Genomic DNA, 15,245 nt, shown 5'->3' with positions numbered 1-15,245 from the left:
GTGAGTGATCGACGACGTGGTCGGACCTGGCTGACGGCGCGACGAGTGGGCTGCGAAGGGGGGCGGGATCGTGAGCACGAATCCTGACGGGGACAGAGATCGTCTGCTGGCGGAAGCGGTGCGACTGCGCGAGGCGGGCCGACGCGAGGAGGCCAAGGAGCGCCTCGTCGCGCTCTCCGGGGCGTTCCCCGACGACGCGGAGGTGGCGTACCAGACAGCGTGGGTTCACGACACGCTCGGCCTCGAAGCCGAGGCGGTGCCCTATTACGAGCGCGCCCTCAACCGGCCCGGTCTGTCGGCCACCGATCGCCGAGGAGCTCTGCTGGGCCTCGGGAGCACGTACCGGATCTTGGGGCGTTACGAAGAAGCCGTCGCCACACTGGGAGGTGCGGCAGCCGAGTTCCCCGAGGACGGCGCGCTCAGGACGTTCCTGGCCATGTCCTTGTACAACGTCGGCCGGACGCACGAAGCGATGGAGATGCTGCTGACGCTCCTCGCCGCCACGAGCAGCGATCCGGAGATCACTGGCTACCGCCCCGCCATCGAGGAGTACGCCAAAGACTTGGACGCAACGATGTAAGGACGGGGCGGCGCTCCCGCGCGATGCGGCCTCTGCGCCTCAGGCCCTTCTACGCCGCAGCCACTTCATCAAGCCTCCCGGTTCCTTCGGAGTTGCGCCGCCCTGCGGGTCCGTGCCGACCTCCCCCATCAGATCGGTTTCCGCGGCGGGCAGGGTCGGCTCGGGTGCGACCCACTGCTGTCCGGGCCTCGGTGCCGGGCGCTGGGCTCGGGCCTGGACGAGACCGATCAGGAGGCTGGACCGCAGCCATCGGATCTCGTCGGGGTCGTCCGCGGTCATGATCTTCTGCAGAAGTTGCGAACCGGGCGAGTCAGGTGATCCGTGCGTACGCGGCGTGGGCTTGAGCCGGTTGAGGTAGGCGCGTTCGTAGGGGTCCTTGACGAGCTCCGCGATCTGTACCGGGTCGAGCAGTGACGTCATGGCGGCGGCGCGCTCCCAGGCGTCGTCGGCCTGGCGCAGCAGAAACCCTGCATACCGCCCCCGCCAGTTGCGGGCCCGAAGGTCCTGGCCCTCGTCGAGCCGACGGCGCATCGACTCCGGCAGGCGTCCCTTGAGCAGGGTGCGGTTGACCTCGGACTCGGCGAAATGCCGCAGCTCTTCGGCGAGATAGAGCCAGACGACCGCGCGGTACCGATTCAGGTAGACCTTCACGGGCGTCACGACGCCGAGGCGGGCGAGACGAGTGAGACGGGCCGGGGCGATCTCCATGAGGGCCGCGCCCTCCGTGGTCCCCACGGCCCTGACACTCTCCCTCAGGGACTCGGGAAACCCTTCCGCCCCACGGACGCGCTCGATCTCCTCGCGGGTGACGCGCCGCTGAACGCTCGACACGTCCCCGACGGTGCGGACACGCCCCAGCATCACCGCGAGATCGAACTCGCCCCGTTTCAACTCCAGTTCCCTGGCGGCCCGACTTGGCGTGACCGTCGGCGGAAGGGCCGTGGTGTGGATGGATTGCGTGATGGTGCCACCGGTCATGGTGGTTCTCCCCCGTGAGATGTGATTGCTCTCGGGAAAAACCGTAGCCCGATGACCGCGATCCTCGCTGAGCCTGTGGATAACTCTTGACCGGACGCCGTCAGCGCAGGTCAGAGGTCGACCGTGGGCGTGCGTTCCGGTTGCCGGGCACCTACGCCCAAGTGTTCACCGACCCGGTTCACGAGCAACGTCATCTCGTAGGCGACCTGGCCGATGTCGGCCTCCGCCGAGCTCAGGACGCACAGGCAGCTTCCGTCCCCCGCAGCCGTGACGAAGAGAACCGCGTCATCGAACTCGATCATCGTCTGACGCACGTTGCCGGCGTGAAAGTGCCGCCCCGAGCCCTTGGCCAGACTGTGCAGCCCGGATGCGACCGCGGCCAGATGTTCCGCGTCCTCCCGTTGCAGATCCGTGCTGGCGGCGGTGACCAGTCCGTCGTTGGACAGCACCAGCGCGTGGCGTACGTGTTCCATCCGTTGCGTCAGGTCGTCCAGGAGCCAGCCGAGCCCCGTTCCCTGCCCCATGTCTCGTCTCCCCGTGTCCGCTCCCCCTGGCTGGAGGATCTGACCTGCCAGCCTTCCCCACGACCGGGGCTCCGGCAAGCATGATGGGGACATGGCACAGAAGATGACCGAGGACGAATGGCGGGCCTTCGTCTCGCACGGCACACGAACCGCCAAGCTCTCGACTGTCAGGGCGGACGGCAGCCCACACGTCGCGCCGATCTGGTTTCTGATCGACGGTGACGAAGTGGTGTTCAACACGGGAAGGGGAACCGTCAAAGGCCGCAACCTCGCCCGGGACGGGCGCGCGGCCCTTTGCGTCGACGACGACCAACCGCCGTTCGCCTACGTCATCCTCCAGGGTCGCGTCGAAGTGAGCGAGGATCTCGACGCCCTCCAGAGCTGGGCGGCCCGCATCGGTGCGCGCTACATGGGTGAGAGCCGCGCGGAGGAGTTCGGGAAGCGCAACGGCGTCCCCGGGGAGCTGTTGGTCCGCATGCGGATCGAGAAAGTGTCGGCGTACACCGGTATCGCCGACTGACGCCGCGTCCGAACTCGTCGGAATCAGCCCACGGAGTCGAGCATGCGCGCGGTGTGGACCCGCCCGGCGTACTCGACGAGCCGAATCAGCACCTCCTTCCCCGAATCGCGGTCCCGGGCATCGCACAGCACCACCGGCGTTCCGCGGTCCAGGTCCAGGGCTCGCGACACGTCGCTCGCGCCGAACGTACGGGTGTTGGCGAAGCAGTTGACGGCCACGACGAACGGAATACGACGGTGTTCGAAGTAGTCCACGGCAGGAAAGCAGTCCTCGAGGCGCCGGGTGTCCGCGAGCACCACGGCGCCGAGAGCACCCTGTGACAACTCGTCCCACAGGAACCAGAACCGGTCCTGCCCCGGGGTGCCGAACAGGTACAGCGACAGCCCGGACCTGATGGTGATGCGGCCGAAGTCCATGGCCACGGTCGTCGTGGTCTTCCGGTCGACGCCTTCGGTGTCGTCCACCGACTGGCCCGCCTCGCTGAGCAGTTCCTCGGTGCGCAGCGGACGAATCTCGCTGACCGCCCCCACCAGGGTGGTCTTGCCCACCCCGAAGCCTCCCGCGACCAGAATCTTCAGCGCCATGGCGGCGGTCTCGGCCGCCGCGGCGTCAGAGCGCTCGGAGCCCATCGATCACCTCTCGGAGAATCTTTTCGTCGGGAAGCCGAGCGGGCGGCACCGGTCGGCTGATCTTGACGCCGCCCATCTCCAGCAGGTCACCGAGAAGCGCTGATGGAATATGACAGAGAGACGGCTCTGCACGACCGCGTCACGCTCGAACGAGTGCACCCAACGCACGTGCGACTCCGTGCGAGATCATGGCTCGCATGAGCCACGACCACACGAAGGTGCAAGAGTTCTTCACCGCACGCGCGGCCGACTGGGACACCCGCTTCCCCGACGACGGACCCGCCTACCGGGCCGCCGTCGCCGAGCTTGCGCTCCGCCCGGGTTCGTCCGTGCTCGACGCCGGGTGCGGAACGGGACGGGCGTTGCCGGCGCTCAGAGAGGCCGTAGGACCCTCGGGCGTGGTCCTCGGCGCCGATCTGACGCCGGCCATGCTGGAGGCGGCCACGCGCGCGGGCAGGCACCACGACGGGCACCTGCTGCTCGCCGACGTTGCACGCCTGCCCCTGCGCGCCCAGACGCTCGACGCGGTTTTCGGCGCCGGGCTGATCAGCCACCTGTCCGATCCGGAGGACAACCTCCGGGAGTTGAGGCGGGTGGTACGCCCGGGAGGGCTGCTCGCTCTCTTCCATCCCATCGGCAGGGCGGCACTCGCGGCACGGCAAGGGCGGCAGATCACATCCGACCTCCGTGCGGAGGCCAACCTCGGCCCGCTGCTGGCCGGTTCCGGCTGGCGCATGACGTCCTACGTCGACGAGGACGCCCGCTTCCTGGCCATGGCAACCCGCGAGGGCTGAGCCGACCGAGCTCCGCCCATTGCTGGTCAGAGGCGCCCGGCGACAACTCCGGCGAACGTTTCCGCGTCGTCGAACATGACGTTGTGCCCCGCATCCGGCACAGTCACCACCCGCACGCCGGATGCCGTCAGCTCGCTCTCCCCGGCGACTTCTCCGCTCAGTTCCCCCTGCACGTATACACGTTCGGTGGTGAGCCCCATCAGCATCCGACGCATCGTGGGGTGCGTGCCCGCGACGAGACCGGTGGCGCTGCGATGGAGCGCCACCGGGTCCGTGAGGCGCATGGTGGCGCTCCACTCCGTGCCGACCCGCTCCAGCACGCGTGCGAAGCCCCCACCCCTGACGAACTCGTCCTCGGAGTACGTGGCAATGCCGCTGCTGCCAGCCGTCGCAGGAGGGTGCGGGTCGAGGTTGGCCTCCGTCAGGACCAACCTCGACACCAGGTCGGGGCGACGGTACGCGAGCACGATGGCCACGGACCCGCCCATGCTGTGAGCCACGACCTCCACGCCCGTCAGCCGAGCCTGATCAAAGACGGAGGCCAGCACTCCCGCATGGTCCTCCAGGGTGTAGCCGAAGTCCGCCGGACGGTCGCTGAGACCGTGCCCGGGGAGGTCCACGAACAGCGAACGCCGTCCCGCCAGTTCGGGCCGTGCGGCGATATGCGCGTGATAGGCCGTGGAATTTGCGCCGAGGCCGTGGACGTATACCCGGGCAGGTTCGGCGTCCTCCACCTCGGTCCACCGCACGCGACTTCCCCGCGCATCGAACCGCACCTCGTGCATCGCCATCTCTCCGCTCCCTTCATGCCGTGCCCAATGGCGCCTGTTGGTCTGCTCGCGTTGCTGGCACACAGACAATACATCTGCACCGATGTATTGCGAAGCGGAGGTATGCCCGAGACGTAGTCGGGTACGGCAAAATGGAGGCATGCTCGAACTGGCCATCCTCGGATTTCTCTATGACGCCGCCTTGCACGGCTACGAGTTGCGCAAGCGCATCACCGCTCTCACCGGGCACGTCCGGCCGGTCGCCGAAAGCACGCTCTATCCCGCCATCAAGCGCCTGGAGAAGGCCGGACTGCTCGCCCGCGAGACACAGCCCGGCGCCGGGGCAGCCCCACGCCACGTTCTGAGCCTGACGCCCGACGGCAAGCGGGAACTGCGCAGGCGACTCAAGGAACCGGCGCACGGCGACATCTCCGACGAGAACCGCTGGTTCACGCTCCTCGCCTTCCTCCGCCATCTGGACGACGAGGGAGCTCAGGCCGCGGTGCTGCGGCGCCGGCTCGCCTTCCTGGAGGAGCCTGCCAGCTTCTTCTACGACGGCGAGCGCCCTCTGTCAGCCGAGGAGCTCGACGACCCGTTCCGGCGCGGCATCCTCACCATCGCCCGCGCGACAAGTCGCGCCGAACTCACCTGGCTGCGCGCCACCCTGCCATCACTCGAGGGAAACGGCGGTTGAGTCACCCCGGTGTGGGACCGGGCATCCGCGAACGCCCGGGACGGGGAACGAACCGAGCTCGGCGACCTCGTATCCGTGGGGATAGCCCTTGATCTCCCGATTCTGTCGGGCGTAGTGCGGCGTACGGCGCGGCGGCATCAGGCGCACCGCGCGGCCTCTCATCCGCACCGCCCGCCTCACCAGAGAACGGGTGACCGCGCCCGGCCGTTCGTACCGGAATGCCCGCAGGAGCGGGTCGTCGAGCAGCGCGAGGGTCACGTTCCGCAGCACGGGAGCCAGGGGGCGCGGGTACCACGAAGCCATCAGGTCCAGCGTCGCGTCGGACACCTCACGCGCCCCTTGGTCCCAGCCGAAGTTGGCGTCTTCGTAGTCGTCGAGGCACTTCTCGAACTCCTCGTAGGAGCGCGGGATGTCCTTGATGCTCAGGTGCCGGCCGAGCGTGCGGTAGTACGCAGCGGCGGCGGCCGCCTCGTGACGGGAGAGCCTGCGCCAGCCGTAGGCATCGATCCACCGTTTCGGCACCACCACGAAGGTGCACAACACGTACCGCATGTCGTCGTTGCTGATGTCGTAGCTGCGGTGCATCTGATTGATCCGGCGGACGGCCGTGCGGCCGCGTTCGCCGGTGAACCCGTGCTCCACGATTGCGTCCAGGAGGAGCGCGGTGTCGTCGTATCTCTTCTGCGTACGTTCCGTCAGTTCGGCGGTCTGCGCGAGCAGTCGACCGATACTGGGAACCGCGTAGGTGCGGTAGAGCGCGAGTTCGAGTGCGCGCGTGTAGTCCCACGGAAATTCGAACGTCGTGGTGAGCCGGTAGATCGCGAGGAAGTCCTGCTCCGGATCGAGGCGCCGGATCTGCTCGAGCCGCGCGAAACGCTTCACCGCGTGCTCTCCCTTCTGCAGTGGAGCCCCTAACTCTACGTTGGGAGCCGACAACTGAGCGGTCTACGGCGGCAGCCGTACCGGGGGAAGGCGGGCCGCATGTTTGATGTACTCCGCAAGTTCTGGCGCGCCGACAAGTCGGCGCGGCGTACAGCCGAGCGCGCGCAAGGTCAGGGCGGCCCGAAGCGAACACACAACCTCTTCGAAGCAGCGGCCGTCTATGTGTCGGCGTGTGCTGAGGACGATCAGGACGAGATGGACGAAGCCACCGACTGGGTCTCACCGGAGGCGTTGTCCTTCGGTGTCAGCGAGCTCGCCTGTCGGGCCGTCATTGCTCTCGCACGCGAACGCGACGAGTCGCCGCGCGACGTGGCCCGTTCCCTCCTGGGACTGCCCGCCGCTTGAGACCACGACGTGCGTCGGCACGTCAAAGAAGGCGGTCCGCCGCTGAAATTCCTGGTCATCCTCCTCTCGACGATCTCTGTGGCCAATGGTTAGGGTGCGCCGACAGATGAACGATGGGGAGGCTCGCATGGCCGGGACGGACGACGCTGTCGCCGCCGATGACGACGCGCTGTACGTGCTGACCGCAGTGCTGTTGACACCCGCGAAGTTCCCCAGTGTGTTGGGCGACGACTATCCGGAGGCGTGTGCGGCGCTCGGCCTCGCGCCGCTTGCCGCGGGGTACGGACTGGTGCTCGGCCAGGACGGTGACGGCGCCCGTTGGACGGTTGTGGTGGACGACGTCTCCCTTGTGGCCGTGGCGATCGCTTCTTGGGACTGCGGCATGGAGTACGACCTGTCCCCCGACGAGCGCACGGTGGTCACCGCACTGCCGGGCTGGCCGCTCGCCGTCGCCGTGTCAGCCCCTGGCGTGCCGGCCCCGCACGACCCCGAGCCTGCGCCCGAGCCCGATTCGGAGGAGAGCGTCCGACCACCGCTCGCACCACCGGCGTCGGACACATGGGGCCCGGCCCAGCGGCGGCTCGGAGCGGACGAGATAGCGCTGCAGTGGGCAGCCTGGCGCGCCCAGATCGATGACGCCGATTTCGCGACGGACGCCCCCGCGGGCGGCTCATCGGACCGCGCGGAGGAGGAGCCCTTGGCCGGTGTACGTCGGGTCCTGGCGGAGGCCCGCGCGTACGTGGACACTCCCCCACCGATGGGCCGGGTGCGGTCGTCCTTCGCCTCGGGCGACGCTCGCACCCTGCGAGCCGACGGTCCGGGCTGGTCCATGGTGGCCAGGACCGATGACATCGCGTTCGTCCTGCTGGACGAGGAACCGGGAGAGGTACTGCCGGTGGGTCGTGGACCAGCGCTCCCCGCTCTCCTGGAGGCTCTGGACAAGATGGCGGTCCGCCCCTCCTGAGGGTGGCCGTTGATCGACCACGTGCCCGCACCGGCTACAGCACACTCCGTCTCAACGGCCTATCTCCCTGCGGGAGGACCGGCGCAACCTGCGTCGCTGACTGGGATCGAGTGCCAGATACGCCACCGCGGGGACGCCCAGCACGATCAGAAGTGCGGCCCACCAAGGCAGCCAGATCAACAGGATGATGCCGGCCGCCACACCACCTGCGGCGATCTTCGCGTTTTTCGACATGTTCGTCGCCTCCTTCACGGCTTCTGCCGCTCTCTGTCTTGGGAACGGAACCCGGCGCCCTACGGTTCCTGGACCCGACCCTGATAGAGCCCTGAGACGCCGCCCCTAAGGGTCCGGACCCGCCCCGCCGGCCACCGCTTCGGCCCTACTCGACCCGGAGCGGCTCACCGACCTCGTACATGTGGCGCAGCACCTGGCGATAGGAGTCCACGAACCCTGCCTCGGCGTAGGACATGCCTACCTCGGCACAGTGGGCCCGGACGAGAGGCTGCGCGCGCCGGAGGTGCGGGCGCGGCATGCTGGGGAACAGGTGGTGCTCGATCTGATAGTTGAGGCCGCCGAGGAACCAGTCGGTTGCCGGACCGCCACGAATGTTGCGAGAGGTGAGTACCTGGCGTCGCAGGTGTCCCCACCGCTCACCGTTCGGGTCGGGCATCTCCATGCCCTTGTGGTTGGGCGCGAAGGCCAGTCCGAGGTGCAGCCCGAAGAGGGCCTGGTGGATCGCGGCGAAGGCGATGGCATGGCCGCTGGGCATCGCAAGGAGGAGCAGCGAGACGTAGCCGGCGAGGTGAGCGACGAGCAGAAGCCCTTCCACCCTGCGCTCGCGCTGCCCCTGCCGACGCAGGTCCTGAAAGCCGTAGATCTTCATCGCGATGCCCTGGAGAAGCGTCAGCGGGAAGAAGAGCCAGGCCTGGTTGCGGGTGAGCCAGCGCCGAAATCCCACCCGGGCCCTGGCCTGCTTGCTGGTCCACACGAGGACGTCGGCAGCGACATCAGGGTCTTTCTCGATGTGGTTGGGGTTGGCGTGGTGCCGGTTGTGCTTGTCGTTCCACCAGGCCGAGCTCATCCCGAGAAGGAGGTTGCCGTGCACCAGGCCGATGGCCCGGCTGACGGACCGGTCTCCGGATATCTGCGAGTGGCCCGCGTCGTGTCCGATGAACGCCGTGCGGGCGCACAGGACGGACAGCACGGGGGCGAGCAGCAGCACCCACCACGAAGTCCCGAGAAGGATCATTCCGGTACCGACAGCCACCAGCGCGAGGGCATTGACCGCGATGGTGCGCGCGTACCAACCGATGCGTCGATTCAGCAGCCCCTGTTCCTTGACCACGCGCAGAAGGGGCGCGAAGTCGCTTCCGGGGGCCGGTCTCCCGGGGGCAACTGGGGAGCGTTCCGCGACTGCGGCAGCCTGGGGCATGGTGGGTCTCCGGTGCTCGTGAGTGGCTTGACCTCATAGAACGTACGGATTGGTGACCCAGGGCAGCCATGGCGGCACCACCCGTGTGCGGTCGGGGGTCAGCACCGCTCGACAGGGGGGGTTGGCTACACCCTCCAGCGGGAAGTGACCCGAATCACTCAACCTTGACTCCCCTGCGACCTCGTCGTGCTGTACTCTCGGCCGCTCCGGTCTCAGTAGTCAAATTTGAGGAATGCGTCATCGCTGTGCACAGGCCCCCTGTCGTGTCCCCCTCCGAGATCTCCGAACTGTCCCGCTGTTCCGTGCTCTTCGTGCCGTGTGACCCTCCACGCTCCGGCCGCGTGGCTTTCTGGTACGCCGACGGCACCCAGCCTCCGGCCGTCGCCTCCGGCACCTACGAAGAACTGGCCCTCGCCGTGCCGCGTGACGACGGCGTCGAACTGGCCGACATCCCCGCCGTGCTGCTCCCTGTGCGTGCCGCGCTGCCCGTGCTCACGCGCGCGCGTGCCGCCGCGGCGACACATCCGACCGGTGCCTTCTGGGGCACGGCAGGCGTGCTGGCACTGCAGTTGGCGGCTCGGGGGCTACTGCTGCCGGGGCTGACCACCGATAACCACGACGCGTGGCGTGCCGGGCCGCTGGGCGCCGAGGACGTGCAACGGCTGCGCGATCTGGCCGCCGCGATGCCGCCGGCCGCTCATGCCCTGCCGTTGGACCATGGCGATCCGTTGCGACTGCCCGAACCGGAGCGCCTGCTGCGCCAGTTCCTCGACGCCGTGGCCGACACGCTCCCTCGCTCCCCCTCGGCGCCTCTGGCAGCGGGCGGGCCCGTCTTCGCCGCACCGGAGCCCCAGCACATCCCCGAACAGCGCTCCTGGGCCCTGGACGTGGCGGCCGGGCACGACGCCGGTGTCCGGATCTCGCTGCGGCTGGAGATTCCCGGACTCGCCTCGGTCGTCGAGGACGGCACCCGGCTGCCCTTCCGCGCGGTCCTGCAGGTGCACAGTGTCAGCGACCCTTCCTTTGTCGCGGACGCGGCGGAGGTGTGGGCGGAAACCACGCTCTCGGAGCGGGCGTTCGGGCCGCGCGCGCGGATGGACGTCCTGCTCGCGCTCCGTCGTGCCACGCGCGCGTGGCCACCACTTGCCCCGTTGCTCTCCGCCTCAGTTCCCGATGCCGTAGAACTGGCGGATGAGGACGTCAGCTCCCTGCTGGGCGAAGGTGCCCGCATGTTGGCCGTCGCGGGCGTCGACGTGCACTGGCCCAAGGAGTTGGCGCGCAGCCTCACCGCCCGTGCGGTCGTCGGTCCTCCCGACGAAGACGCCGACGGTCACCACAAGGGGCCCGACAAACTGGCTTCGGATACGCCATCCTTCCTGTCGGCCGACGCGCTTCTCGCCTTCAACTGGCGTTTCGCGGTGGGAGACCAGCAGCTCACCCACGCGGAACTGGAGCGGCTGGCCGAGGCCAACCGTCCCGTGGTGCGCCTACGCGATCAGTGGGTCCTCATCGACCCTGACGAGGTCCGTCGTGCCCGCGACCGGCATGATCACAAGGTCACTCCGATCGATGCGCTCAGCGCCGCGCTGACCGGTACCGCGGAGGTCGGGGGAGAACGCGTCGACGTGCAGCCGACAGGCTGGCTCGCCGAACTCCGTGAGCGCCTCGCCGACCCCGAGGGCATGGAGCCCGTCGGGCAACCCGACGCACTCGCCGCCTCCTTGCGTGACTACCAGTTGCGTGGGCTGAACTGGCTGGCGCGCATGACCTCGCTCGGCCTCGGCGCCTGCCTCGCCGACGACATGGGCCTCGGCAAGACGATCACGTTGATCGCGCTGCATCTGCACCGTCAGACACAGCCGGAGACAGCGGGGCCCACACTGGTGGTCTGCCCGACGTCACTCATGGGCAACTGGCAGCGCGAGATCGAAAGATTCGCTCCCGGCACCCCCGTCCGTCGCTTCCACGGGGCGCGGCGCAGCCTCGACGCTCTGGAGGAGGGCGAGTTCGTGCTGACGACGTACGGCACGATGCGACTCGACACGGAGAAGCTCGGGCAGTCCTCCTGGGGCATGGTCGTCGCCGACGAGGCCCAGCATGTGAAGAACCCGTACTCGGCCACCGCGAAGCAGCTCAGGACCATCCCCGCACGCGCACGCGTGGCGCTGACCGGCACTCCAGTGGAGAACAATCTTTCCGAACTGTGGGCCATCCTCGACTGGACCACACCTGGTCTGCTGGGCAGGCTCAGTACCTTCCGTACGCGCTACGCCCAGGCCGTGGAGGGCGGGACCGATCCTGGCGCCGCCGAACGGCTCGGGCAGCTCGTGCGTCCGTTTCTGCTGCGCCGCCGCAAGTCCGATCCGGGGATCGCACCCGAGCTGCCACCGAAGACGGAGACCGACCGCGCGGTCTCGCTCAGTGCGGAACAAGCGGGCCTCTACGAAGCTGTGGTGCGGGAGACGCTCGCGGAAATCGCCGGTGCCGACGGCATCGCCCGCAGGGGGTTGATCGTCAAACTCCTCACCGGGCTCAAGCAGATCTGCAACCACCCCGCGCAGTACCTCAAGGAGGACGAGCCTCGCATCCTTGGGCGCTCGGGGAAGCTGGAACTCCTGGACGAGTTGCTCGACACGATCCTCGCCGAGGGCGCGGGTGTACTCGTCTTCACCCAGTACGTGCAGATGGCTCGGTTGATCGAGCGGCATCTGGCGGCCCGCGGCATCGCCTCGCAGTTCCTGCACGGTGGTACGCCTGTCGCGGCGCGGGAGGCCATGGTGCAGCGCTTCCAGGACGGTGACGTACCGGTCTTCCTGCTGTCACTGAAGGCGGCGGGAACTGGCTTGAACCTCACCCGGGCCGAGCACGTCGTGCACTACGACCGCTGGTGGAACCCCGCCGTCGAGGCCCAGGCCACCGACAGGGCGTACCGCATCGGGCAGACGCAGCCGGTACAAGTGCATCGACTGATCGCGGAAGGCACGATCGAGGACCGCATCGCCGACATGCTGCTGCGCAAGAGCAAGTTGGCGGACGCCGTCCTCGGTTCCGGCGAGTCCGCTCTGACCGAGTTGACCGACGCCGAGTTGTCGAATCTGGTGGAGCTGCGAGGGGGCACGCGATGAGTGAGATCCACGACGAGGTGTTCGGTGCCGGGGACGACCGCCCGGCCGCGGGGAGGCAGCCCGAAGAGCGCACGTTCGCGCCACTGCCACCCGCGCACGGCCGTGGCTTCGCCGAGAGTTGGTGGGGTCAGGCCTGGATGAAGGCGCTCGAGGACACGGCGCTCGACCTCCAGCAGCTCAAGGCCGGGCGCAGGCTCGCGCGCGCGGGCGCCGTGGGGGCGGTCTCGGTGCGGCCGGGCCGGATCACCGCGATCGTCAAGGGTCGCGACGGCACACCACACCGTTCCGATGTCCTGCTGCAGGAACTGAGCCCGGGGGCTTGGGATCGCTTCCTGCGCATGGCGGTCGAACGTTCCGGGCACATCGCGGCGCTCCTCGACCGCGAGATGCCACCGCATCTGGTGGAGGACTCCGCGGCGGCAGGTGTCGAACTCCTGCCGGGCATCGGCGACCTGGAGCCCGAGTGTGACTGCGACGCGTGGGATCACTGCGGACACACGGCCGCGCTCTGCTACCAGGTGGCTCGCCTGCTCGACGAGGACCCGTTCGTCCTGCTGCTGATGCGGGGACGCGGGGAGCGGGCGCTCCTCGACGAACTGCAGGTGCGGAGCATCAGTACGGCGGCTGGGTCTCAGGAACCCCAGGAAGACGCCCAGGAGGTTGCTCCAGAGGGCGTCAGCGCCGCGGAGGCCTATGCGGACGGTGGAATCCTCCCGCCGCTTCCGGCGCTGCCTCAGCTGCCCGCGGAGCCGGGTACGCCCCCGACGCTGGATACGGAGACCGAGCCGGCGTCCGGTCTCGATGTGACCGCGATCGAGTTCCTGGCCGCACGAGCGGCCGCCGAGGCCCACAGGATCCTGGCGGAGGCACTTGCTCCCGGTCACGCAGACCTGCCGGTCGAGGACGAGTTGAGCGACAGCGAGGACGCCGTGCGCCTGGCCGCCGGACAGCCCGTCGCCACGGTCGAGGCGCGGCTCGCGGCGGTATCGGAGCGAGGGCAGGACGGCCTCGCGCTCGCCGTACGGGCCTGGAGATACGGGGGCCGCGCCGCGCTCCGCATACTCGAATCGGAGTGGACACCGAAGGACGAGACATTGGCACGCGCGCGTGCCGCTCTGGACGCCGCGTGGGACGACGACGAGAGGCCTCGCCTCCACGCGGCGAACAACCGCTGGACCGTGGCCGACACCGACGTGCAGCTGCGCCACTCGCGCGACGGTCGGTGGTGGCCGTACCGCAAGGAACGCGGCCGGTGGGCACCGGTCGGGTCGGCGACCCCTGACCCCGCGACGGCGCTGGCAGTGGCTACTGGAACCGAGTAGCGAGGACGCCGCGCGAACCACTGACCGAGCCAAGCAGGCGCGAATGGTGGCAGATGACCAAAAACGCACGGCGCCCACCGGCGTGTTCTCGGTTGAGGTCCGTGCGCCGGGAACACCGGCGCACGCACTCCCTCCCGTCAGCGATTGAGCGCGGCCATGCCATCGGCGAGCGTGGATCCCGTCGGATCAGGGAGGTCTGACCGCGAGAGCCCGCCGTGGCCTCTCAGTGGGGATCGGGCATGTCAGCTCCGTCAGCGTGACCTATGTGAAGGGGGGTTGTTCCGGGCACCGCGTCCCTCCGATGCTGATCGGCCCGATGATTGCCGGCGGCGCCTCCTGCCCCTCGCAGGAGGCGCCGCCCATGCGTCGGCATCCGTCGCACCGTTGGCTGCACGTATGTCGAGCAGTCGCAACAGCCGGTGCCCCCCAGTAACCGGGTGGCAGCCCTTCAGGGGCGGGCCGCCAAGAGATGGTCCATGGCCAACTGGTCGAGGTGCTCGAAGGCCATGCCGCGGGCCGCGGCCCCCTCGACGTCGAAGGCCTCGAAGGCGCTCCTGTCCGCGAGCAGGCCGGAGAGCCCGTCGTCGGCTGTGGGCACCGCCAGTTCGTCCAGCCGCGCGGCACGCAACGCCTCACGTACCTCGGGGTCGGCCCGGAAGGCGGCCGCTCGCTCCCGCAGAATCAGGTAGTTGCGCATACAGCCGGCGGCCGACGCCCAGACGCCGTCGTGATCCTCTGTGCGCGGCGGCTTGAAATCGAAGTGCCGGGGGCCGTCGTAACCACCCCTCTCCAGCAGATCCACCAACCAGAACGCGCTGCGCAGATCTCCCGCACCGAACCGCAGATCCTGGTCGTACTTGATGCCGGTCTGGCCGTTGAGGTCGATGTGGAACAGCTTGTCCGCCCACAGCGCCTGGGCTATGGAGTGCGTGAAGTTCAGCCCCGCCATCTGTTCATGGCCCACTTCAGGGTTGACGCCGAACAGTTCAGGCCGCTCCAGGCGCTCGATGAAGGCAAGGGCGTGGCCCACGGTGGGCAGCAGGATGTCGCCGCGCGGTTCGTTCGGCTTCGGCTCGATCGCGAACCGGAGATCGTAGCCCTGGCTGGTGACGTACTCGCCGAGCAGGTCGAAGGCCTCCTTCATGCGGTCGAGCGCGTCGCCCACATCCTTCGCGGCGCCTGATTCCGCCCCTTCCCGGCCACCCCACGCGACATAGGTGCGCGCACCCAGTTCGGCCGCGAGGTCGATGTTGCGGATCGTCTTGCGCAGCGCGTACCGGCGTACGTCACGGTCGTTGGCCGTGAACCCGCCGTCCTTGAAGACGGGGTGAGTGAAGAGGTTCGTGGTGGCCATCGGCACGACGAGACCTGTCGCGTCCAGCGCCTGCCGGAAACGCTTGATGTGCCCCTCGCGTTCCGATTCGGAGGCCCCGAACGGGATCAGGTCGTCGTCGTGGAACGTCACTCCGTAGGCGCCCAGTTCGGCGAGGTGCCGCACGGAGTCGGCAGGATCGAGCGCCGCCCTGGTGGCGTCTCCGAACGGGTCCCTCCCCTGCCACCCGACGGTCCACAGGCCGAAACTGAACTTGTCCTCAGGAGTGGGCTGGTAGTTCATGTGCGGCTCCC

General features: G+C 68.7%; 16 protein-coding genes and 1 pseudogene. 8 read left to right on the top strand and 9 right to left on the bottom strand.

The window, feature by feature from the left end; all coding sequences use genetic code 11:
- Nucleotides 1-70: 70 nt before the first annotated feature.
- Entirely contained in the window at nucleotides 71-580 is a 510-nt protein-coding gene (locus ACFYO9_RS17045; RefSeq protein WP_358775765.1) for a tetratricopeptide repeat protein, read from the top strand.
- 39 nt (nucleotides 581-619) lie between these two features.
- On the opposite strand, the gene ACFYO9_RS17040 is transcribed toward ACFYO9_RS17045, so the two are convergent.
- Complete coding sequence (locus ACFYO9_RS17040; protein ID WP_358775763.1) at nucleotides 620-1,558, bottom strand: DUF6397 family protein; 939 nt, start codon at nucleotides 1,556-1,558, stop codon at nucleotides 620-622.
- 110 nt (nucleotides 1,559-1,668) lie between these two features.
- Nucleotides 1,669-2,082 (bottom strand): roadblock/LC7 domain-containing protein, encoded by a 414-nt coding sequence (locus ACFYO9_RS17035; RefSeq protein WP_355809535.1) that lies wholly within the window; start codon nucleotides 2,080-2,082, stop codon nucleotides 1,669-1,671.
- 91 nt (nucleotides 2,083-2,173) lie between these two features.
- Between ACFYO9_RS17035 and ACFYO9_RS17030 the strand changes: the two genes are divergently transcribed.
- On the top strand, nucleotides 2,174-2,602 hold the full coding sequence (locus ACFYO9_RS17030) for a PPOX class F420-dependent oxidoreductase (RefSeq protein WP_358775761.1): 429 nt from the start codon (nucleotides 2,174-2,176) through the stop codon (nucleotides 2,600-2,602).
- Between the two features lie 23 nt (nucleotides 2,603-2,625).
- Here the strand turns inward: ACFYO9_RS17030 and ACFYO9_RS17025 are convergent, their stop codons facing one another.
- A complete protein-coding gene (locus tag ACFYO9_RS17025; protein ID WP_358709189.1) occupies nucleotides 2,626-3,231 on the bottom strand; it encodes an ATP/GTP-binding protein in 606 nt (201 codons plus the stop codon).
- Nucleotides 3,212-3,328 (bottom strand): annotated as a pseudogene (locus ACFYO9_RS17020) (DUF742 domain-containing protein); the annotation flags it as partial. The gene ACFYO9_RS17025 and the pseudogene ACFYO9_RS17020, both read right to left, overlap by 20 nt.
- A gap of 91 nt (nucleotides 3,329-3,419) precedes the next feature.
- On the opposite strand from ACFYO9_RS17020, the gene ACFYO9_RS17015 reads away from it, so the two are divergent.
- Complete coding sequence (locus ACFYO9_RS17015; RefSeq protein WP_355809554.1) at nucleotides 3,420-4,025, top strand: methyltransferase domain-containing protein; 606 nt, start codon at nucleotides 3,420-3,422, stop codon at nucleotides 4,023-4,025.
- Nucleotides 4,026-4,051: 26 nt separating this feature from the next.
- Here ACFYO9_RS17015 and ACFYO9_RS17010 read toward each other — a convergent pair whose 3' ends face one another.
- Nucleotides 4,052-4,810 carry an alpha/beta hydrolase gene (locus tag ACFYO9_RS17010; protein ID WP_358775932.1) on the bottom strand — a complete coding sequence of 253 codons (759 nt, stop codon included), beginning with the start codon at nucleotides 4,808-4,810 and terminating at the stop codon, nucleotides 4,052-4,054.
- A gap of 145 nt (nucleotides 4,811-4,955) precedes the next feature.
- On the opposite strand from ACFYO9_RS17010, the gene ACFYO9_RS17005 reads away from it, so the two are divergent.
- Complete coding sequence (locus ACFYO9_RS17005) at nucleotides 4,956-5,489, top strand: PadR family transcriptional regulator (protein ID WP_358775759.1); 534 nt, start codon at nucleotides 4,956-4,958, stop codon at nucleotides 5,487-5,489.
- Here ACFYO9_RS17005 and ACFYO9_RS17000 read toward each other — a convergent pair.
- The gene (locus ACFYO9_RS17000) at nucleotides 5,466-6,371 is read right to left on the bottom strand and encodes an oxygenase MpaB family protein (protein ID WP_358775757.1); all 906 of its coding nucleotides are present in this window, start codon (nucleotides 6,369-6,371) and stop codon (nucleotides 5,466-5,468) included. The two genes, ACFYO9_RS17005 and ACFYO9_RS17000, sit on opposite strands and share 24 nt — an antisense overlap.
- 99 nt (nucleotides 6,372-6,470) lie before the next feature.
- Here ACFYO9_RS17000 and ACFYO9_RS16995 point away from each other — a divergent pair, with 99 nt between their 5' ends.
- Both ACFYO9_RS16995 and ACFYO9_RS16990 read left to right on the top strand, forming a co-directional pair.
- Nucleotides 6,471-6,776 carry a hypothetical protein gene (locus tag ACFYO9_RS16995; protein WP_355809562.1) on the top strand — a complete coding sequence of 102 codons (306 nt, stop codon included), beginning with the start codon at nucleotides 6,471-6,473 and terminating at the stop codon, nucleotides 6,774-6,776.
- A gap of 127 nt (nucleotides 6,777-6,903) precedes the next feature.
- Nucleotides 6,904-7,740 carry a hypothetical protein gene (locus ACFYO9_RS16990; protein ID WP_358775755.1) on the top strand — a complete coding sequence of 279 codons (837 nt, stop codon included), beginning with the start codon at nucleotides 6,904-6,906 and terminating at the stop codon, nucleotides 7,738-7,740.
- A 51-nt stretch (nucleotides 7,741-7,791) separates the two neighbouring features.
- Here ACFYO9_RS16990 and ACFYO9_RS16985 read toward each other — a convergent pair whose 3' ends face one another.
- Both ACFYO9_RS16985 and ACFYO9_RS16980 read right to left on the bottom strand, forming a co-directional pair.
- Nucleotides 7,792-7,974: a hypothetical protein gene (locus tag ACFYO9_RS16985; protein ID WP_358775930.1), complete on the bottom strand. Its 183-nt coding sequence runs from the start codon at nucleotides 7,972-7,974 to the stop codon at nucleotides 7,792-7,794.
- Between the two features lie 145 nt (nucleotides 7,975-8,119).
- Entirely contained in the window at nucleotides 8,120-9,172 is a 1,053-nt protein-coding gene (locus tag ACFYO9_RS16980) for an acyl-CoA desaturase (protein WP_358775753.1), read from the bottom strand.
- 245 nt (nucleotides 9,173-9,417) lie between these two features.
- Between ACFYO9_RS16980 and ACFYO9_RS16975 the strand changes: the two genes are divergently transcribed.
- The gene (locus tag ACFYO9_RS16975; RefSeq protein WP_358775751.1) at nucleotides 9,418-12,297 is read left to right on the top strand and encodes a DEAD/DEAH box helicase; all 2,880 of its coding nucleotides are present in this window, start codon (nucleotides 9,418-9,420) and stop codon (nucleotides 12,295-12,297) included.
- Nucleotides 12,294-13,619 carry an SWF or SNF family helicase gene (locus ACFYO9_RS16970; protein WP_358775749.1) on the top strand — a complete coding sequence of 442 codons (1,326 nt, stop codon included), beginning with the start codon at nucleotides 12,294-12,296 and terminating at the stop codon, nucleotides 13,617-13,619. The genes ACFYO9_RS16975 and ACFYO9_RS16970 overlap by 4 nt, the downstream gene beginning before the upstream one ends.
- Nucleotides 13,620-14,067: 448 nt before the next feature.
- On the opposite strand, the gene xylA is transcribed toward ACFYO9_RS16970, so the two are convergent.
- Nucleotides 14,068-15,234 (bottom strand): xylose isomerase, encoded by a 1,167-nt coding sequence (gene xylA / locus ACFYO9_RS16965; protein ID WP_355809575.1) that lies wholly within the window; start codon nucleotides 15,232-15,234, stop codon nucleotides 14,068-14,070.
- Nucleotides 15,235-15,245: the final 11 nt, after the last annotated feature.

Origin of the sequence: Streptomyces sp. NPDC005863 (genome assembly GCF_042871345.1) — a bacterium.
In the GTDB taxonomy this organism is placed as follows: Bacteria; Actinomycetota; Actinomycetes; order Streptomycetales; family Streptomycetaceae; genus Streptomyces.
This window is presented reverse-complemented; position numbering and strand designations above follow the sequence as displayed.